The sequence below is a fragment of the Bacillus sp. FJAT-27225 genome (assembly GCF_001685025.1).
In the GTDB taxonomy this organism is placed as follows: Bacteria; Bacillota; Bacilli; order Bacillales; family Cytobacillaceae; genus Bacillus_D.
On the sequence record NZ_MAYU01000012.1, the window covers coordinates 653,313 to 673,816 of the forward strand.

Here is a 20,504-nt window from a genome sequence, read left to right on the forward strand (position 1 = left end):
TGATCTCTCCTCGCAGTTAGTCAACTAAATAGTGTAAAGCAATTTTTATAAATGTCTTTTCAATATTAAGCAAAGCTCTCTCATCAATATCAAATTTTGGATGATGGTGAGGATAATGAGTGCTTTCGCTTTCATTTCTAGATCCTACTTTGAAAAAAGTTCCCGGTTTTTCTTTTAAAAAGTAGGCAAAGTCTTCTGCACCCATTGATGGCTCCAACTCAACAACCGCTTCCTCATTAAATATCTCTTTCACTAACCGTCCTACGGTTACTGTCTCTTCATGATGATTAAATAAGGATGGGTAGCCTCGTAGAAAGTCAATCTCATAGTTTGCGTGATTTGCACTTGTTATTCCTTTCACAATGGAGTGTATTTCAGTTTCAATTAAATCGCGTACATCCTCATCAAAGGTTCTTACCGTTCCTTCAATTTTAGCTTCATCTGGAATGACATTAAATGCAGCGCCTGCCTGGAATACACCCAATGTAACAACAGCAGGTTTCAAGGGGTTTACTCTGCGGCTTACAATTTTTTGCAGGGATTGAACAATCTCACTGCCAATAACAATGGGATCTATCGATTCATTCGGCCTGGCACCATGTCCCCCATGTCCTTTAACCGTTATCTTAAACTTATCAACTGCCGCCATTTTATATCCACTGCCAACAGCGACTTGACCTAATGGGATATCCGATGCGAGATGCGCACCAAACACATAATCCACTTCATCGAGAATTCCCTCTTCAATCATATATTTTGCTCCTCCCGGCGGCTTCTCCTCAGCCGGTTGGAAAACAAAGAGAATTTTCCCCTTTAGTCGGTCCTTATATCTGCTTAGCAATTGTGCAGTCCCAAGAAGTGCTGCTGTATGGCCATCATGCCCACAAGCATGCATCACACCTGGATTAACAGATGCATATGGCGCATCATTTGCTTCATAGATAGGCAGAGCATCAAAATCCGCACGTAAAGCAATAGTCTTGCCTGGCTCTTTTCCCTCCAATTCCGCCACAATCCCATGACCGCCAATTTGTTTTTTCACAGGAAGCCCAAAGCTTCTCAATTTTTCTTCTATAAAGATTGCCGTGTTTTTTTCTTCAAAGGATAACTCTGGATGTTTATGTAAATGTCTACGCCAATTCTGAACATCTGAAAATTGCGCATCCACTTCATCAAAAATAGATGAAAAACCGTTAACTTGAGGCACTATTAAATCCCCCACATTCTTTAAATTATGTTCGGAAAATATAATGAGTTTACAAAATTTATAAAGTAATATTACCCCTATTATTCCTACAGGTCAACTCGGTTTAGTATAGGAGCATTATAAATTATTAAATACTACCAGTAAAGCGAAACATTTCCTACTCCTCATTTACCTATGATATGGTTCATCGCATCATGTTCAATTAGCTAATCGCAATTTCACCTTATGAAACTCTTCAGGATACTTTGAGCAAAAATGCACAAGAAATTATACTGGGAGAAGACATTTGGCTCTTTAAGCTGAAGGCAAGAAGGTCCCCCAAAACTTAGTTCGTGGATTAATTGGCGGCTGGCATGTAGCAAAAACTCCACCAACACCTAGTTCGTGGATTAATTGACAGCTGGCATGTAGCAAAAACTCCACCAACACTTTGTTCGTGGATTAATTGGCAGCTGGCATGTAGAACTGTTAAAACCTTTATTATTAAAATTAAACTATTACTCGAATCGGCTAAGAAAATACGTTCCATGACTTTCAACTATTTCTTTATTAATCAAAAGCAATCCACCAAGAATGTTTTGCATTTTACTATGAGGAACGTATTGTCGGTATCCGCCGTTTAGCCGTTACTGTATTTCGCCATAAAAGGGTCATGCTCACCGCGGAAGAAATATGAGGGGCACTATAAAATATATCGCCCTAAATCCGGATTCATACAGTAAAGCATCACAAAGGAAATCGGGCTTTGGACACCATTCATTAGGTAAGCGGAAAACAGGGAGCGATCTGAATAAGTTAAAAGTTTGGTCAGCTTATGCTGCTAGGTCTTGTACAATCAAAAAAACCCTCAAAATCCTGCATCACAAGCAGGTTTTTGAGGATTTTTGATAGTCCAGTTAGTAATAACAAACTTATCATTAAGCGGACAAGAAAAATCACCCTAAGCTACGTGAGGCTAATAGGGTGATTTTCCGTCTTTAGAGACCAAAATAATAAAGTTTATACTTATACTAATCGTATATAAAGGATAAAAACGTTGAGCGTGTTACTAATTTGAATTAGTCGACCTGCTCATTTCAATTCCGTCTGCCACCCTTAGCTTAGCTCCGTCGATGGCGTCAACGACGTTTTCGCTCATGCTGAGGTCTTCTCCGGCATCGACTCTGATGCCGTTGGCTGCCTGTCGAATGACGTTCTGTTCAATCCTGATGCCTGAGGGAATTCCCTTCCCCCGTCCGTCAGTACCGCGGTCCTCATTGAGCCGGATGGCCCAGAATCCGTCAGTTCCTCCAGTAATGTGGTTACCTTGCAGTTTCGTGCCCGGTGCATTGCGGACCTCAATGCCGGTCTTCGAATCCTCTCCGGCGATAATCCTATTACTTTCAATGAGGGTGTCAGGAGTTCCCAGGATAACGAGGATTCCCTGACGGTTTCCAATCAAGTGGTTGGAGTGCACCCAGTTTCCAGGACCCGAGGCGTCGTGTTTGTTCTTGGCCCCGCCGGAATTGCCAAGCGCAATACCGGCCCGCTGCCCGCCAATGACCGTGTTGTCCCGGATTTCGTTCAGGTATTCACCCTCACCGTGCAGATCGATGGCGTCGAGATGGCTGCCGACGATGGTGTTCTCCGCCACGAGATTGTTATGCGTGGGGAACTGCAACAGAATAGCGTGCCTGAGATGCCTGCCATCAAAGGTATTGCCTATGACGACATTGTGCCGGGAATCGTTGGCAGCATCCGGGTCGCGCTGGTCCCTTGAACCCTCGACAGCGATCCCGTAGCCCTGTCCACCAGGGCCGATGGCTGTTGCCTCGCTGATGTAATTTCCAGTGAGGGTTATTTCACGGCTGGCTTTTACGGAGATGCCGTGGCGCTCGAACTTGCGGATGCCAAGGTTCTCCACCAGGACACGGGAACTTGCCTTCCCTTCACGAGCTCCAATGTAAACTCCGTACATCGGGCCGCCACCCGCGTCGCCATCGTCGGTATCCTCTCCTAGTGGACCTTCATGACGTGAGGTTATGGTGAAGTCAGCGATGATAACGTCACGGATGCCGGAGCCCCGGATCACCCGGCTGTCATCCTCTCCATCGAGGGATGTCAACAACACAGTGCGCTCCTGTCCCTCGCCGCGCAGATCCACACCACTGCGCAACACGATGTTAGCCGATTTGTCAGCCGGGTCAGTAGAGCGCAGGTCATACGTTCCAGCCGGGAGCACAACTTCATCACCCGGTTCAGCCGCCTCCAGGGCCGCCCGGATAGCTTCGGCGTCATCTTGTGAATCAGGATCCGGATCTGCCCCGAAGTCTGTGACATCAATGGTTTTTCCCGTGACTGGCCCTGGCTTCGGTACCTCAATCGGCTCGCCGGAGCGGTCCACCAAGCCTGGTACTTGCCAGTCCCCTTGCTCGGACGGAGACGGTTCTGCGGCTTCATTATTTCCAGAAGGAGCAGTTTCAACGGCTTCATCGTTCACAGCCGGCGGGTCGGATTTCTGGTTAGTGCATGCGGTCAAGGTGACCGTCAGACCTAGAGCAGCCCACCATAAAAGCACCGAATTTCGCCGACCTTTCCAAACAAATCCCTTCATCACTTCTCACGTCCTCCCCTATTTCTTAGCGTCCCTCTCGTCGCCCATCCAGGTATCGAGATAAAAAGGTAAGCCCGCGGGCCTCGGCTTGATTCACCGTGCTCGCGGGCTCACAATCTTCAGAATGCCTGACGACACCTACCTGTCATCAACGTCATCCCATGGCCAGGGGTCTATCGATTAGATTTCCCCTTGCCTTTGTTATCTTCCTTGCTGAGTTTGAAGTTCATTGGAACATCCTTTTCCAACGGTGTGTCTGCAGAGGAACCACCGACATGTACGCGGTACTTTCCGTCAGCAGTTGCCCAGTCGCCGTCAGCCCAGTTTGCAAGGTTGTCCGGGTCTTCCGGAACGAAATAAGAGAACGGGTGGTTAGAGTCTGCATGGTTAATCTGTACAGTCACACGCTCGCTCTCACCAGGCTCAAGGTCAACCTTCTCGAAGTTAACGAGACGCTTGGCAGGCTGTCCCGCCTCGTCCGGCAGAGTCAGGTAGACTTGTGCAGCTTCTTTACCGGCAACGTCACCTGTGTTCGTGATTGTGAATGACACTTCAAGACCGGACAACGCGTCTTTTTTGCCATTTCCTTCACCACGGACCTTTTTCACTTTTAAATCGTCATACTCAAAAGTTGTATATGACAGGCCGTATCCGAATGGGAAGAGCGGCTTCACGTTATTCGCTTCGTACCAGCGGTAGCCCATCTCAAGGCCTTCTGTGTACTTAGCGATTAGCTGGTCGGAACCGTCCCCGTACGGGCCAGGGCCACCTATCTTACCAGTATCTTGACGAGTTCCCGGGTACTGCTCCTCGGTCGCGAATGCAGCTTCGCGCTCGGTAGCACCGAAAGTCGCAGGAAGCTTACCGGAAGGATTAACCTTACCGTAGAGCAGGTTAGCGACAGCATTGCCATCCTCCATGCCTGGGAACCACGCCTGGAGAACTGCAGGTACTTCATCTAGCCACGGCATTAGCACCGTACCAGAAGTCTTCAAGACAACAGCGGTGTTCTCCGCGTTGGCCTTTAGAACAGCGTCAATCAGCGGCTCCTGCTCCACCCAGTCTTCTCGATCTTTATGCTCATCGAGGTCGATGGCTGGGAAGCCAAGGGTATCGCGGTCCGCAGTCTCATGCGGGTTGTCGCCGATCATCAGCAGTACAACGTCGGACTCAGCAGCCAGCTTGGCGGCAGCTTTCGGATCACGGCCATCGTTGTACGTTACTTTGGTGTCGTAGCCCAATTCGTTAATTACATTTTCTAAGCCTTCTTGTGGTGTAACTGTGTATGGCGCATTTACGTTATCGTTATTGTCCCGAACGGAGCGTGGAGACATCTTAGCCTCACCGGCGAACCATTCTAGACCGATCAGTGCGATAGACTTCGTCTTGCCGTCAAGTGGCAGGAAGTTGTCTTCGTTCTTTAATAGAACAGAGCCTTCCTCAGCCATTTTACGCGCGCTGGCGCCGTTGGCCATCGGATCGACGATTTCCGGCAAGAACTTGTCATAAGGCTCATCCATGTGGCCAAATTCAATCATTTTGATATAACGCGGACGAAGAAGATTGTCGATGTCGTCCTCGGTTACCTCACCAGAATCAAGAGCATCCTGGATTTTCTCCTGAGTGTAGTACTGAGGTGCCCAGTCGAGCTCAACATTCATGCCCGCCTTGATAGCAGCAACTGTGTCGTGAACTGCGCGACGGTCACTCATGACGTAACCATCGAAGCCCCACTTGACACGAAGAGCATCTTGAAGCAGTTCAGAACTGTCACAGGCATATGTGCCGTTGACATCCGGGAACGAGCACATTACGGAAGCCGGGTCAGCATCCTTTACAGTCATTTCGAAAGGCAGCATGTACAGTTCATTCATAGCCTGTGAAGGAACCTGGACACCCATCGTCCAACGCTCAGTCTCTTGCTCGTTGCCGGCAAGGTGCTTAAGCTGGGCCTGGACACCCTGGTCCTGAATTCCCTTAACCTGCTCGGTCGCCAAAGCACCAGTCAGGTATGGATCTTCACTAAAGTACTCATAGTTCCGTCCATTGTACGGGTGACGCACAAGGTTCATACCCGGTCCGAGTAACACATGATGTGCGAATGCACGAGTCTCCTCGCCGAGGATTCGGCCGGCCTCATAGTTCAAATCACGATCGAATGTAGCAGCCATCGCCAGAGTGGACGGCAATCCCGTCGCAAGCGGATCATTTCCACATGATCCGCCCTTCACGCCTGTACCGCCGTTGGTCATTCGGATTGTCGGAATACCGAGTTCCTCAATTCCACGGATCTGCCGGCCAGTGTCCTGCCACTCACATCCAGGAAGGGTACCTTGGGGCGCGAATTCGCCGTTCTGGTACTTGCTAGTACCGCCCCTCTTGATAACGACCGGATCACCCTTGTCGTTCTCATTGAATCGTGAAATGGCGATTTGCTGGATTTTCTGTTCCATTGTCATTGCATCAAGAAGCAGCTCGGTGCGCTCCTCTGCAGAGAGCTTGGTGTTCATCCAGGGTTTAGTCGTTTCCGCATTAGCAGGCATTACTAATGAAGACATGAAGATAATTGCTGTAATAAAAATTAAATTAAAGCGTCTATTCATTCTCATTCTCTCCCTAACTCTATTTGTCTAAATTGAATTAATTCGTTTAACCATCTATCACTCCTTTAATGCCGAACAAGAACCTAAGTATAAAGAAAAACTATTACACTATAATGAATAGGTGTTTACAAAACAGTTACAAAGCATAGCAATATAAACCAATTCTTTATATACCATAATCACTACATCACCCCTAATAATTATAGCAATATAACGAAAATCATTAAGCAAGTGTAAACGAATGATTACAAAACAATAACAAAAACCAAGCAACGGTCATAAAGAGTAATTGGACTTCAGCCGAACTACCAATATACTCCTGCTATCTATTGAGTAAATCTGGCCTATTCTTTGTTCGTTTTATATAGAGGCAATTGATTTATTCCAAGAACTATTAGGATTTATTCTAGTGGGAGATGAGGTGAGGAAGACCTAAGATGTCCTGTCCTTATGCAGGTAACCAGTAAGGGGAGAATAAGAGGAGATTTCCGGTTAAATGGAATATTGGGCTATGGACTGAGGTGTATAAGGGGAGATTTTCCGGTTATGCAATTCAAAAGGCCCTAGTATCATATTTTTTGAGCCAATAAGCGGAATCTCTCCGTCTATTTAAGCTTTTTTTTAATAATAATAACTAAAAATAGCCTGTACCATTGGTCCCTGTTGTCTAAGGGATCAATGTGTTTACGCGGATTTCATCTTCGGAAAGAATGCCCGAGAATGTGTACTACATCGTGCGTACCGCACTTTTGGAACCTGCATATCCCGGGTAGTCGGTTGGCGTTAGCTATTGTTAGTTTTAACCGGCACTTCTTACGGGCAGAATAAGGACAATCTTTCTTTAAAACTTTCGATGAGTTCGCCCGGCATTTCCCTAACCTTGATATCTTGACCCAGGAAAAGCAGCCAACTTGTTATTTCAGCCAGTTCTTCGGGGTTATTGACATTGACGAAAGTCTTTAAAATAGCTGTAGCTTGGTAAGGATCGGTATAGGAAATGGATACCTTTAAAGGATGGTATTTTTTAAACTGGGCAATCGCCTTTGGACCAAGTTCAAGTACAATATTAATGGCTTCTTCCTGCTTCGCTAGTTTTTCTATAACTTTTTTCCTGCTCAACCTTTTTTCTGGATGAAAAGATTCGACATTGGTTAAATTGTCAACAGGAAAGATTTTTCTCTTTTCTTCTTTCACGTCAAAGCCTTCAATTAGCCAAAGGCTTTTTTCACGATAAAGGTGCAAGAGATAAATGGGATAAGACTTAATCTCTTTCTCTTCTTTAATGGTAATTAGTAAATAGCTATCCCGAAGAAGAATTTGGATAAGTTTTTCCAATATAGGGTGGGGCAGGTCTGACAGATCAAGCAAGTCGGGATTATGGGGGTTGGTCCCTTCAAAAAGCAGGATTTGATTTAGGTGAACCAAATCCTCTTGCTGATTTTCCGAGATCAGGCCCAGTAGCTTTTCAGCTAAAGAATGACGGCTCTTTAAGTAAGGAAGTTGTTGATTTCTTGTGGCCATAAAGGCAATAAAAAGAGCTTTGACCTCATTATCGGTAAAGCGGACAACAGGGAGGACAGAGTTTTGCATAACAAAATAACCCCCATCCCTTCCAACTTCAGCGACAAGCGGCATCCCCATTGCTTCAATTTCTCTTATATCCCGGATAGCTGTCGAACGGGAAACATTAAATTCCCGCATGATTTCAGAAATTGTGAAGTGCGCACGGTTGTTGATATAGCGCATAATGGTATTAATTCGTTCAACTTTTTTCATCAAGACTCCTAAACAGTATCATTTTTTGACATGATTTAAAGATAGTATAAACTCATCAGGTGAAAAAACATATCATTTGATTAATTTTACGAAAAGGAAGGTTTTGAACATGGCAGATTATACTATAGAAGAAAAAAACAGCTTTACCGTTTTAGGTATTGGAACTGAGCTTAAAAGTGATTACACGGACTACGTTGGCATTAACAAAGAAAAGGCTGACTTTTGGCGGGCTGTCAGAGAAGATGGAAGGCTAGACGCCTTAAAAACAGTTGCCTCCAATGACTATATTTTCACTGTGAACGAAGCGGTGAATAACAAGATGATGCATTATGCTGGCGTAATGACAGATGAAACGTTACCGGAAGCAACCAGAGTAATCCAATTTCCAAAGGGGGAATACGTGGTTGTTAAAGGGGAAGCGAATACGGCTGAGGAATTGAGTAACACGCTTACCGGCATTGCCTTTGGCCAAGTGTTGCCGGAAGTAACGGATTATGCCTATGTTGGCGGGCCAAATGCTGCAGTTGAGATGGGACAGCGAAATGGCCAGGTATATGGTGAGTTCTGGATTCCTGTTGTCAGGAAATAAAGGTGTTACAGCCAGTCAATATTAGTTAAAGGAGGGATGGAATTGTCCTATACCGTTGACTTTAAAAATGTTTCTACTGTTGGGTTAGAGTCTTCTCCAGTAGCAGAAGCGCTTGCCGGTTTACGCGCAAATGAAGCCCGTTACTTCATGAACAAATACAAGCATGAATTTACGGTTGTACCAGCCAGTGAGTCCAGCGAAACTCTTGAATATGTGAACCGAATTTTGAAGGAAGAGCGCGATATTGAGTTTGCTGCCAAACCTTTGGAAACGTCGCGTTTTCAAGTTGAAAACATCAAATGGACCTATGTCTTTTACGAGGATGGCCTCTCGATTAATGTCTTGTATACGGTTGATGACCCTAAGAAACGAGCCGTTGGTTTTAAGCTTTCCGAGGGAATGGAAGTACCGAAGGAGCTGGAAGGGAAGTTTAAGTTTGCCAGGCGGAAGTCTAAACTGGCCGGAACCATCCGGGGATCGTATTTTGTGATAAAAGGGGAATATTAAGGCAGGCAAAAAACGTAGAATTCGGTCGTTTAGTGAAGTTGGCCTTTCACGAAAAATGCAGATCATGCATACACTAACAGAACAGCACCTCTCCAGAAAATTGGAGGGGTGCTGTTCTGTTTCGCAAAAAGCTTGTCTATTGATGGTACGATTCAGCAGCTCAAAAATAACTGCCATTTAGGAAAAATTCCGGCCTGCTTATTTAAGTATAAATCTCTCCCAATACGCTTCTAATTGCCCTTTTTGTTTAGGGTTCAGATGTTCGTTTTGTAAAAGTTCCATTTTGCAATCTAATGCTTTTTCTGTGTTGCCAAGTTTACTATATTCCTTGCCAATCAATAATTGCAAATAGGATTTAATAGATAAACTAGCAAATGGATTGAAAAATGAATCCAATCTAGTTTTATCAACAACCCCTGTATAAGTAAAGGTTCGTTCATCCCTAGCCTTTTGAAGGAGTATATTATATTTATTGATTCGTTCCTCATTTGAGTAATGATTTCGATTAAATAACAATGTAAACAACTCTACTTCAATAGAAGAATCTTGCTTGTTTAATTTTCCAATCACTTCTTCCAGCCATTCATAATCTATTTCATATTGGCTCTGAACCCCTAACAAGTTAAATGCTGCTATTGCGAAAAAATCTTCTACATGTTGATTTTTTACAATTTCGCTTTCCTCAGGGTAACCAAAGGAAGAAGGTTGAATTATTTCAATATCTTTTTCTTGTTTAAGGATTTCTTCTATATCGTATTTATGCATATGACCGACTATAATCAATAAAGTTTTCCCATTATATTGGTTAGCAATCTTTTTAATTCGCATTGCCTGCATATATGTTCTATACAAAAAGAGCCGTCTCGGAAAATCATGTTGGTCGTTCGTCGGAATCTCCATCCAATTTTTTATTTTCCCTTTGATTTCTGGACGCTCAGAATAAAAGAAGTCTTCTTCAAGTGTAGGAAAATACTTGAAATCGTTATAATGATTATTTTGTCTAATAAGTGGCGGGTCATCTATATTTGAAATATTCCAGGCTAGCAATTGATCTTCAGTTGATAAATTCCAATCAAACGGATGAATTTGTATACCCTTTTTCAAGGCATAAGGCACACATATGTTTTGCTGTTCATATGTAAATTCGTAATAATCACCACGAACAAAGCTTTCTGGAGACCTTTCAATACCAATCCCATCTGGTTTAACCCGTTCCATAAAAGCACGATATGCAGCGGGCTGGCATTCCTTTGAAACAAGTTGATACGAATGATTTACCCCTAAAATAACCACTTTTGATTTCATCTATTATTCCCCTTAAATAAGTTGTTTTCTTATTTACGGATGATGTATGAATTAGATTCAATTCCGTCATTTCTAAATATAAAATAAAAATGCCACCGATGTTTTGGCAGCATTTTTATAAACCGTACTTACTTATGATACGGGTTTCCGTGACTATTCAACATGAGGATCTAAAAAAGTTAGTTGGATTTCTTTATAATGTAATAGAATCTTTCTTGGATTTCGTTTTACTGAAGGCCAGCGTGACGATAGTTAGTACATACATTAATACAGCAGGAATAGACGCCTCAATTCCAAAGGCACCACCTGTTATCCAAACACTATCCGATTTAAACCGGAATAGAATTAGCGAGGATTGGCTTTTACCATTTTCTAATACAAATTGTACCATGTTAGAGTTGAGGAAAAAGTTCCATAAAATATGCACCACTACAGCATTCCAAACACTCCCTGTCCTATAGACAATAAGCGAAAACATTGTACCCGCCAAGGCACCTGCAATAAGGGTCAAGCATATATCTAGTAACTGCTGTTCATTAGCTGAAAGTAAATGTAGTACTCCAAAAACGCCCGAAGTGACAAAAATAGCAATTGCCACATTCCATTTGTCCTCGATTATCTTAAACAAATAGCCACGGAACAAAACTTCTTCGATTATCCCTGCCGAACACGCTGTTATGAACGATCCGATAATAAACGGTAGTACTGTACTAAGAGAAATTTGGTCTTGTTTTTCAAAAATAACGAATGGTGATAGTACATAAAACGCAATTACTATAAAAGGCATGGCTATTCCAAGAAAAATCCATGTTTTTTTCAATTTAAATGGCTTTTGAACCCGAAAGTATACACTTTCTTTATTAAAGAAACGTTTTACATACAACCAAAGCAAACCAACAGTAATCCCAATTCGTAAAAGTTCTTTTACTACCACTCGAACTGTACCATTACCAATATTATCTGTTAGCGGATTTACAAAAATAGCAACTGCCAAAAACAGGAGAACCAGCATTAAACAATGAGTCACCACTTTTCCCCAGTGCATTTCTTTAGCTCCTTTTTAAAGTTATAAGAGGATAATAAACATTGCGTATAGTGAATCTTTTACAATATTATATGTTACTAAGGATGGGGATATATTTCTCCAAAACCATTTGTACGTACTCAAAACCAGAGAAGAAGAATATCTTATTAAGGCAATAGTGAAAACTCTGGAGGGGGATGTGTGGATGGGAAATGGCGGCCAAGGCGAAACTTCTTCCACAATAGGGTACCCAAGTAACAGGAGGCTGGGTCTGGCTTCCATTGGGGCAATAACAGGCGGGTCACTTTTGGCCCTTGATAACATTTGGCAAGGATACCTCGATGTGACCCCTGGAAATGACGGGATTCTGCACGATGTGACTCATTATGCTTATTATCTTAATAACTCCATGCTATTTTTGGCAATGTGTGGTTTGCTACTTGGACTTTACGGACTCCACAATCGAGTTACAGCTGCAAATGCTGGATTTATGTGGCGAACAGGGGTCTTTCTTTCAGGAATCGGACAGGGGAGTTTTGCAATTGGGGCATTAGCGTTTATTTTACACGGCTTCTTTGGCTTTAAATCTTTCATGGATTTGGTCAATTTAGCCGCGGGAATCGGCAATATTGTAATGTATCTTGGCGCCCTTCCACTTGGACTGGTGCTCCGCCGCAGGAATGATTTTCCTCGTATCGCAGCTATGTTATTCCTTCTGACGGTACCCGCAGTTGCCGTCGCCATGATTGTTATATACAGCATTAATCCGCTCGTCGGTGGTTTATTATCTGGCGGTTTGTACGGTCTAGCTTGGATCATGTCAGGGTTCTATTTAAAGAAATAAGGTAAGCGAATACGAATCCAGGGAACTTCTAAAGGCATTCTATTAAGGGGACAATTCATACTTTTGTATAGAATCGTCCCTTGTTTTATTTTAGGTTAGCAATCAATAAAACCAGTAGGTTTTAAGACATAACTAAAAAACACATCGAGTTTACTTTGTCTTTTACTCTAAGAGAACTCAACAAAACCGTAGGTCGATAAGTAACCTTATAAACGTAAATTTTCCCGTATTAAGTTACCTTGTTTCTTGTTAATTTAAAATCTCATTTACTTTTGATACGGTTCACCGTGATGTATCTAAATGAGGTTCCCTTGGGTTTATAAAAAAACATCCTTCCCCCTCATTTGTTACAGGCTGTCAGAAAAACTGCCAAATACTTATGTTCTTTAATCAAGCGCCATATCCGTCGATTTCAAGACAAATTGGATAGGTGGACAACCTTTTTATCTAATTGGATTCTCAAAGTTCCAGTTAGTATAGATTACGGCTGCAGTCACTGGATCTGCCGTCGTGTCTTCCGTAAAACCACCTATAAGATTGCCCACTCTAAATGTAGGCTCAAATAACTGTTTTTCCTTAGGTGGTGCTGTTGGACCATCTATCCCCAACTCTGTTTCATCTGTGACCACTACTTTCATTCCGTTATCCAACATAAAGCTCGTTCCGTCTTCTCCAACTTCCGTGATAACTCCGTCGATATTAACGATTGCTTTCGCACTAGGACCTGAGTTATCCACCACAATTCTCTCCGTCAAATCTAATGCTGCATCGTTGTTTATATTGGTTAAAGCAACCACAGCTATTACTGCACAAGCAACTAAACTTCCAACTATTAATTTTATATTTTTCATATTGGCCCTCTTTTCTTTTTTCTCATATTCCATCATCTCTTTTTGCATTTTGCTCTTAAATTCTTCGGAAGCATGAATCTGCTTCATCACTTTCTTATAAGCACTCATCACGCCTAACTCCCTTCTTCTAAAATGATTTTTAGCTTCATTCGAACCCTTCTCAGCTTTGAACCTACCGTGTTTACATTCATCTCTAATAGGTCGGCAATTTCTGCAGTCGTGTAGCCTTCGTAATAATGTAGATAAACAATAACCCTCTCTTTTGGATCAAGTTCAAAAATTTCAGGGAGTACAATCTGTTCCTCTTTTGCAATAAACGTCATATCTTCTGTTATAGGTAACGTCTTCTTGACGCGGGAGGACTTAAAATAATCTTTGCATTTATTAAAAGTCACTTTGATGAGCCAAGCCTTTAAATGTATTTCACTATCAAAGGACTTTTTCTGTCTCATAAGTGTCACATAGACCTCTTGAACAATGTCCTCAGCCTCAGACATATTTTTTGTCTGCTGCACAGCAATTCGTATTAAGGTGTCGCTATAAGTTTGAACAATTTCATGAACACGCAAGCCGGCGAACGTTTTCATACCCAACCCCCCTTCACTTTATAATACGATTCATTTTCGCTAATTCGTGCAAGAGATCATTTTTTTCGCAGAATTAATTCTATAAAATTAAATTTGCTGTTCATTAATGATAAACCTCAATAGAAAAAGGAGAGAGAACTTATCTATAATAGATAAATCCTCTCTCCCCAGTATCCTTCTTAAATACAGCCTTAGGAAATTTGGATATACTTTTTAAAAGTATTTATTAATTTTTATAGTATTGCTTTTTTGTACAATATAAAGTTATATCGGTAAAATAATTTAACACTTTAATGATTTAGAAGAAATAAAAAACCTCATTTACTTATGATAAGGTTCACCCCGCCACATCCTAAGCACACACCCGATTCCTCCCGGTTTTCTTGGCACGGTATAGACAATCGTCAGCTTTTTGGATCAGTTGGTTGATTTCTCTGGTTGATTCCGGGAATGAAGCGACACCAATTGAGACCGTGATGTTAATTTTCTTTTTGTTGGATAGGTCAAATTCGGTGTCTGCAACCTTTGTCCGGATTTGTTCCGCAATTTTTTCAGCTTCGGCTTTGGCTGTCCCTGGGAGGATAATCGAAAACTCCTCTCCCCCATTCCTGGCAGCGATGCCACGTGTTGCTGCGGCATTTGCGAGGATTTCAGCGAGCTGCTTCAATATTTTATCACCATCGGGATGGCCGAATTTATCGTTGATCGCTTTAAAATAATCGATATCCATTGTCAATAGAGAGAGTGCTCCGCCTGTCTGCGTTGAAACGGATACTTCCCTGTTCCATATTTCATCGAATTGCCTGACATTGTTAAGGCCGGTGAGAAAATCCTTTGTTGCTGATTCCTGAAGCTTTCGGTAGTTTCGGTTCGTGCGGACGATGTACTCCACCATATAGCAAATCACCATTCCTCCTAAGAACGAAAAAAGCCCGTAGAAAAAATACAGCTCGCCGAGCAGGGCCTTGTCTTTGACCAAAAACGTAATCGCAATACAAAAAAGCAGTATATGTATTTGGTTGACAATGTTGAATTTCATGAAAGCTGACAAGTTGCGCCTGGCAACATACGAACCAATGAAGGCAAGCAACATTAAAACGGCGAAAGCTGTATACGAGGAAGGACTGACTCCAAAAAACAGGAATCGGTTCATCGAGATAATTACTGCAGCCACCAACCCGCTGCGAAGTCCTCCGTACAGCGAAACAATGATGACGGCAAAATTCCTGAAGTCGACAATGGTGTGGTCAGCCACTTTTACCGAAAACAGCATGAGCACCGAGCCCATTATCCCGGCTGCGATTCCTCCCAGCAGTTTCATTTTCGCCGATGAATTCATTGGTTTTAATCTAAACAGCTGCCCTGCAACAGCCAGAAATGATAACAAGATCGCTATATTTGAAATAAGGTCTTTATACATTGGGAACTCCTTTCACTATCAATCCTATTTTACAATATTTACCCATCTCAAAATATGACTTTTTTCAACAATCTTCTACATTTTAAGGAACAAGCTGTTAATGTAAAAGGCCGCTTTTTGAATTGATTTTACTCGTAACTATTAAGATGGCATTTACGCTTCAAAAAGCATTTCTTTTAAACACCGGTAATGGCAAAAATTAGAATATTGTTTTATAATAAAACCTATCTACATAGTGAATAACTTAAGTCGACATTTTTATAAGGACGGGTGACATACACGGTGCGTATCAATGTGAGTGAAGCCAGGCATCAGGCACAAATGCTTGGTAACAATGCAAGTACATTGCTGGCGATCAGGAAACAGTTGGAGTCCTTTCAGGGCAGCCTGAATAGCCATTGGCAGGCAGAGGAAATGAATCATGTCAATCGGGCTATTAACAACATTCAAGATGAACTTTCAAGTATTGCGGCCACGCTAACCCAATTGGAAGCAGCGATTGTGCACACAGCACAGGCAATCAGACAGGAAGAGATAGCAGAAGAAGAGAGACAAAGGCAATTAGAGGAAGCAAAACAAAAAGAAAGAGAAATGATGCTCAAGCAAAATGGACGATGAAAATTTAATAGGCACTAGCAGATGGCTTATTCTATCAATCTTCCATAAACGTACAAGTAAAGAGGTGAAAAAACGATGAAGTTTAAAGTGGACACAAATAGTCTGGATCAAGCAGCAGCAAAGCTCCATCAGCATGCCAAAGATTGCGAAGTGATTGACAGGGAACTTCGCCATGCCGTTGGAAGCACCGGTGCGGCATGGGAAGGTGCCGATCAGACTGCTTTTGTTTCGGAAATAAAAGCTTCCATGACTGATTTTCAAAAAATATATACTGCCATGAAAAGGCATGCCGATTTTTTGGAAAACAGCTCCAAAGCCTATCGTAATGCCCAAAAGGATATCTTGAATATGGCCAGGCAGTTATAAAAATAAGCTACCCTTTGGAGGTAGCTTTTTTTATATTATCCGAGACTACTCCTTCTCCCTCGGAAACCAGAGAGTGAAGGTTGTGCCTTTATTCAGCTTGCTTTTCACCTGGATGCGGCCTTTATGGGCATCTATCAACGCTTTCACAATCGACAGGCCGATTCCAGCGCCACCTGTCTTCCGGTCGCGCGACTTGTCGCCCCGGTAGAACCGCTCAAAGATATGCGGCAGGTCTTCCTCCGCCATCCCCGCTCCTTCATCCTCAACCACAATTCCGACCGAGTAGGCGTTGTCACCATTCACTGACAGCGTAACTTGTCTGCCTTCAGGTGTATACTTCAACGCATTGTTGATGACGTTCGACAGGATTTGGCTAACCTTGTCCCTGTCGCCATAAAACCATTCCTCTTCCTCCGGCTCAATGTAATTGAGCGTGACACCTTTGTCGTGGAAGGCCGGCGAAAACATTTCCCACATCGACGACAGCACCATTCCGGCCTCCATTTTAACAAGTTCGAGCTGCATTTGCGGGTTTTCCGCTGCTAGAAGTTTTTCAAGCTCGTTGACAAGGCGGACGAGCCGCATCAATTCAAAATGGCTCTGCTTGAGGCGCTGCGGAGTCGGCTCCCAAATTCCATCCTGGTAGGCCTCGATCTGGCTGCGCAGCGTGGCAAGCGGTGTCCTCAGTTCATGGGCAAGGTCGCCAGTGAAATTCTTGCGAAGCATTTCCTCTTTTGACAATGATTCTGCGAGATTATTAAACGAGATTGCGAGCTGCTTGATTTCTTCAGGCAAGCCTCCGAGTGGAATCCGGATGTCCAGGTCGTGCTTTTGGAGCTGATTCGCCGCGAATTGAAGCTTGTTCAGACCCCGCATCATTGTTTTTGAAAAAAACATCGAAAAAATAATTGAAATGATGACCGTGATGCAGACAGCCCCAATGATATACAGCTGAATGATCTGAAGGAAATTTGATTCTTCCTGGACAAAGTCCAAAGAAAAAAACGCAACAACTTCGCCTGCCTTACCGCCATCGATCATGAGCGGATAGGACCTTGACTCAAGCCCTTCTTCATTTGCCGGGACTACTACACCCATCCCGTTCAAAACCGTCCTCAGCAGCAATGTGTTGTGCCGCACTCGCCCATTTGTATCATAAATTTGAAAATAAAGTTCTTCGCTTAACGCATATTCATGAGTCAGCCGTTTGAGCTGTTCGCTGTCAAACCTGCCAGACCGCTGGTAATCCGCCTTTGCCTGGTTGATGACCCGCTCAATCTTCTGTTCACGCCCCCGCTCCAAATACATATTGAAGCTCTTGTCAAAGCCCCACTGAATAAAAATGCTGACAATCACAATCCCGAGCATTGAGACAAGGAGCATATAAAAGAGAACTCTAGCTCTTAGCGTTCGCAGCATGCGGCGTACCCCCGAATTTGTAGCCCATTCCAAACACAGTCAGAACAAACTGGGGCTGCCTTGAATCCTGCTCGATTTTTTTGCGGAGATTCTTAATATGCGTGTCGACGCTCCGCTCATATCCCTCATAAAACATGCCTTCATCCTGAATTTTTTCCAATAGGTCCATCCGGCTGTAGACACGGCCCGGATTTTCTGCCATATTCGTCAAAAGCTTGTATTCTATCGGAGTCAGGCTGACAAGCTGTCCGCCAACAGTCACTTCTTTTTTCTCCGTATCAATTGTAAGCCCGCCCAGGAACTCAAGCTTTTCCGATTTTGGTTCAACTGTCTTTTTCATGCGCCGTAAAATTGCCTGAATCCGGACAACAACTTCACGAGGCGAAAATGGCTTCGTCACATAATCATCTGCGCCAATCACAATTCCGTTAATCTTATCTTCCTCAGTCCCCTTTGCCGTCAGCATTAATATCGGCACATCCGAATCCATCCTGATCAATCGGCAAACCTCTTCGCCGGAAATATCCGGCAGCATCAAATCCAACACTATTAAATTAGGATTTTCCGAACGCGCCTTCTTTAACGCGTCAACCCCGTTATCAGCCTTTACAACTTCATAGCCTTCTCGCACGAGATAGGCCTCGAGAACTTCCATAATCATCTGTTCATCGTCAACAAGCAGAATTTTCACCATAGATTATACACTCCTTCCGACACTTCCATCATACCATTCCGGAGTAAATTCTTTTTGTACGTTTTTTAACTCTTTTACGTCTTTTTTCTGAGCAACAAGTGCCTTTTGTTCATCTTCACAAAAACCACACATGTTCTTCATAGCTTCTACATTCCTATTTTTTAATATAAAGATGTGGAAAGGGGAAATAACCCTCATAAACCACTAACAGGAAAACCAAATCCTGAATTGCCTGGATCGCTAGCTATACAGCAAGCATGGTGGGGCCGTGCAGGCTGTGGGGTGTGCAACCCATGGCAAACCAGAATTCTGAATACGCATCATTGAATTTAACTTTGTTTCACCCAAGTTTGAACGAACTAGCTTTACCCTTAATTAACCTCCCTTTAATAATACAGGTGTCCGCGTGGCGGGCACCTCTTTTCTTTGGAAAAAAGGGAATAGCTCTGGCTGGCCAAGCTGGGCGGACAATCTCCGTCTTCACAAAAAACACATAAGTTCTTCATACCATTCACATTTTGATTTTTTATGATAAAGATGGGTTAAGAGAAGAACTGCTTCTTAAACAACCTACATTAACAATTTTGAGATGCCGACAGGGTCGAAGCTTTAAGTTTGCATAGTGGGGCTATGGAAATGTGAGCGGAACATCCGCCAGGCAAATCAGATCTAATATGTTTTACCCAATTTTAAACTATCTGCTTTACTTAATTAACCTCCCTTTTTGGGTGCCTGCAACAGTGCAGGCACCCCTTTTTTTGACCTTTTTTGTCAAACCCCTCCCTGAATGGTGTATTCTAAAGCTAAAAGATTACTAAAAATAGATTCTACTTTGCAGGAAAATATGGATACAAAGTGCTAATATGTACTTTAAAATGTTACCAATTAACCGTGTTTCCACATGGTTCGCTTATCCACACCCTTTCCGTCCAGCTTTAAAACTATGCAGTCACAGTCACTATACACCTGGAGGGCCTCCGATGAACAAAATTTCCTTGAAGATTGGTTTCTTCTTTTTCCTGGCGATATTCCTGCTCGAAACAGTCCTAATGTTTGCGCTACACAACAATATCATCCACTCCCGAGTCCACGATGAACTTAGCGCGCTAAAAACACGCGGCAACAACCACCGGGAAATCCTTGAGAAAAACTTTCACGAAGAAACGATCCGCCATATCGCATTGATGGAATCCCGAACTGATACAGTTGTCATCCTCACCGATTCGGCCGGTACAATTGTGATGTCATCAAACGAAGTTGCACCGGCGATGGAGGCAATCATGGCAAAGCGCCCCAGTGATATTTCCGGATTGGGAGTGATTCTCGAGGATGATTGGAAAGACAAACCGTATATCTCCTCTGCCTCCCCCGTTGATTTCCAGGATGGCACTGTTGGCACCGTATTTATGTTTCAGGGCACAGACAAAATTAAAGAACTGATCTCAGGGATGAACCAGCATTTTCTAATTGCAGGCCTCATGTCGCTTCTGTTTATGATTGGTGTGATTTTCTTTCTGTCACGGTTCCTGACCGAACCGCTTGTCCAGATGAACGAAGCAACAAAGAAAATTCGGAAGGGTGATTATTCCTTCACGCTTCCAAAGCGATCACGTGACGAGGTTGGCGAACTTGGCGAGTCCATCGAAATTCTCGCCCGTGAGCTTGATCGTTTAAAGAGTGAACGAAACGATTTTCTTGGGTCGATTTCGCATGAACTGCGGACTCCGCTCACGTACATTAAAGGGTATGCCGAAATCGCGCAGCGTCCGGAACTCGACCCGGGCGATCGCGACAAATACCTCGGAATTATTACCGAGGAAGCCAGCAAGCTCGCGAAACTCGTAAAGGAACTGTTCAACCTGGCTCGTATGGATGAAAACACCTTCTCTATCGACAAAATTTCCGTTGAGCTAAATCCTTATCTTCAAGGTATTTTCAACAAGATCGCTCCGGTTTTCGAGGAAAAGCGGATGAAGCTGGAACTTGTATGCCCGAATGATATTGCCGCCATCATCGACCCAGTCCGCTTCGAGCAAGTAATTCTCAACCTGTTGGTAACGCCCGCAAGTACTCCGATCCGGGTAAATCCGTCAACCTGAAA

The 20,504-nt window shown here is 43.3% G+C and carries 18 protein-coding genes; 6 read left to right on the forward strand and 12 right to left on the reverse strand.

Annotation, left to right across the window (positions count from 1 at the left end):
• Positions 1–16: 16 nt before the first annotated feature.
• The 4 genes from A8F94_RS10620 to A8F94_RS10635 form a co-directional block, all read right to left on the reverse strand.
• Complete coding sequence (locus A8F94_RS10620; protein ID WP_066200452.1) at positions 17–1,180, reverse strand: M20 metallopeptidase family protein; 1,164 nt, start codon at positions 1,178–1,180, stop codon at positions 17–19.
• Positions 1,181–2,255: 1,075 nt separating this feature from the next.
• Positions 2,256–3,800, reverse strand: coding sequence for a right-handed parallel beta-helix repeat-containing protein (locus A8F94_RS10625; RefSeq protein WP_254660845.1), 1,545 nt, complete (start codon positions 3,798–3,800; stop codon positions 2,256–2,258).
• A gap of 173 nt (positions 3,801–3,973) precedes the next feature.
• On the reverse strand, positions 3,974–6,403 hold the full coding sequence (locus tag A8F94_RS10630; protein WP_077247656.1) for a beta-glucosidase: 2,430 nt from the start codon (positions 6,401–6,403) through the stop codon (positions 3,974–3,976).
• A gap of 813 nt (positions 6,404–7,216) precedes the next feature.
• Positions 7,217–8,179 (reverse strand): helix-turn-helix transcriptional regulator, encoded by a 963-nt coding sequence (locus tag A8F94_RS10635; RefSeq protein ID WP_066199526.1) that lies wholly within the window; start codon positions 8,177–8,179, stop codon positions 7,217–7,219.
• A gap of 109 nt (positions 8,180–8,288) precedes the next feature.
• Between A8F94_RS10635 and A8F94_RS10640 the strand changes: the two genes are divergently transcribed.
• Positions 8,289–8,768: a GyrI-like domain-containing protein gene (locus tag A8F94_RS10640; protein ID WP_066199528.1), complete on the forward strand. Its 480-nt coding sequence runs from the start codon at positions 8,289–8,291 to the stop codon at positions 8,766–8,768.
• A gap of 42 nt (positions 8,769–8,810) precedes the next feature.
• The gene (locus A8F94_RS10645; RefSeq protein WP_066199530.1) at positions 8,811–9,275 is read left to right on the forward strand and encodes a phage tail protein; all 465 of its coding nucleotides are present in this window, start codon (positions 8,811–8,813) and stop codon (positions 9,273–9,275) included.
• Positions 9,276–9,473: 198 nt separating this feature from the next.
• Here A8F94_RS10645 and A8F94_RS10650 read toward each other — a convergent pair whose 3' ends face one another.
• The gene (locus A8F94_RS10650) at positions 9,474–10,580 is read right to left on the reverse strand and encodes a hypothetical protein (RefSeq protein ID WP_066199532.1); all 1,107 of its coding nucleotides are present in this window, start codon (positions 10,578–10,580) and stop codon (positions 9,474–9,476) included.
• Between the two features lie 193 nt (positions 10,581–10,773).
• Positions 10,774–11,625 carry a CPBP family intramembrane glutamic endopeptidase gene (locus A8F94_RS10655; protein WP_066199534.1) on the reverse strand — a complete coding sequence of 284 codons (852 nt, stop codon included), beginning with the start codon at positions 11,623–11,625 and terminating at the stop codon, positions 10,774–10,776.
• Between the two features lie 184 nt (positions 11,626–11,809).
• Here A8F94_RS10655 and A8F94_RS10660 point away from each other — a divergent pair, with 184 nt between their 5' ends.
• Positions 11,810–12,448 carry a hypothetical protein gene (locus A8F94_RS10660; protein ID WP_066199537.1) on the forward strand — a complete coding sequence of 213 codons (639 nt, stop codon included), beginning with the start codon at positions 11,810–11,812 and terminating at the stop codon, positions 12,446–12,448.
• 443 nt (positions 12,449–12,891) lie between these two features.
• Here the strand turns inward: A8F94_RS10660 and A8F94_RS10665 are convergent, their stop codons facing one another.
• The 3 genes from A8F94_RS10665 to A8F94_RS10675 all read right to left on the reverse strand — a co-directional run bounded on the left by A8F94_RS10665 (position 12,892) and on the right by A8F94_RS10675 (position 15,306).
• On the reverse strand, positions 12,892–13,407 hold the full coding sequence (locus tag A8F94_RS10665; protein ID WP_175384394.1) for a hypothetical protein: 516 nt from the start codon (positions 13,405–13,407) through the stop codon (positions 12,892–12,894).
• 5 nt (positions 13,408–13,412) lie between these two features.
• Complete coding sequence (locus A8F94_RS10670) at positions 13,413–13,886, reverse strand: RNA polymerase sigma factor (protein WP_066199541.1); 474 nt, start codon at positions 13,884–13,886, stop codon at positions 13,413–13,415.
• 352 nt (positions 13,887–14,238) lie between these two features.
• Positions 14,239–15,306 (reverse strand): GGDEF domain-containing protein, encoded by a 1,068-nt coding sequence (locus tag A8F94_RS10675; protein WP_066199545.1) that lies wholly within the window; start codon positions 15,304–15,306, stop codon positions 14,239–14,241.
• 282 nt (positions 15,307–15,588) lie between these two features.
• On the opposite strand from A8F94_RS10675, the gene A8F94_RS10680 reads away from it, so the two are divergent.
• On the forward strand, positions 15,589–15,924 hold the full coding sequence (locus A8F94_RS10680) for a hypothetical protein (protein ID WP_066199547.1): 336 nt from the start codon (positions 15,589–15,591) through the stop codon (positions 15,922–15,924).
• 75 nt (positions 15,925–15,999) lie between these two features.
• Positions 16,000–16,290 (forward strand): WXG100 family type VII secretion target, encoded by a 291-nt coding sequence (locus A8F94_RS10685; protein ID WP_066199549.1) that lies wholly within the window; start codon positions 16,000–16,002, stop codon positions 16,288–16,290.
• 45 nt (positions 16,291–16,335) lie between these two features.
• Here the strand turns inward: A8F94_RS10685 and A8F94_RS10690 are convergent, their stop codons facing one another.
• Genes A8F94_RS10690 through A8F94_RS25725 form a run of 3 tightly spaced genes read right to left on the reverse strand, consistent with a single transcriptional unit; the run spans position 16,336 to position 18,544 of the window.
• Positions 16,336–17,709 carry a sensor histidine kinase gene (locus A8F94_RS10690; RefSeq protein WP_066199551.1) on the reverse strand — a complete coding sequence of 458 codons (1,374 nt, stop codon included), beginning with the start codon at positions 17,707–17,709 and terminating at the stop codon, positions 16,336–16,338.
• Positions 17,687–18,403: a response regulator transcription factor gene (locus A8F94_RS10695; RefSeq protein ID WP_066199554.1), complete on the reverse strand. Its 717-nt coding sequence runs from the start codon at positions 18,401–18,403 to the stop codon at positions 17,687–17,689. The genes A8F94_RS10690 and A8F94_RS10695 overlap by 23 nt, the downstream gene beginning before the upstream one ends.
• Positions 18,404–18,406: 3 nt before the next feature.
• Entirely contained in the window at positions 18,407–18,544 is a 138-nt protein-coding gene (locus A8F94_RS25725; protein ID WP_175384395.1) for a hypothetical protein, read from the reverse strand.
• Between the two features lie 839 nt (positions 18,545–19,383).
• Between A8F94_RS25725 and A8F94_RS10705 the strand changes: the two genes are divergently transcribed.
• Positions 19,384–20,502, forward strand: a complete 1,119-nt coding sequence (locus A8F94_RS10705) for a sensor histidine kinase (RefSeq protein ID WP_175384396.1) — start codon at positions 19,384–19,386, stop codon at positions 20,500–20,502.
• The last annotated feature ends 2 nt before the right edge of the window (positions 20,503–20,504 follow it).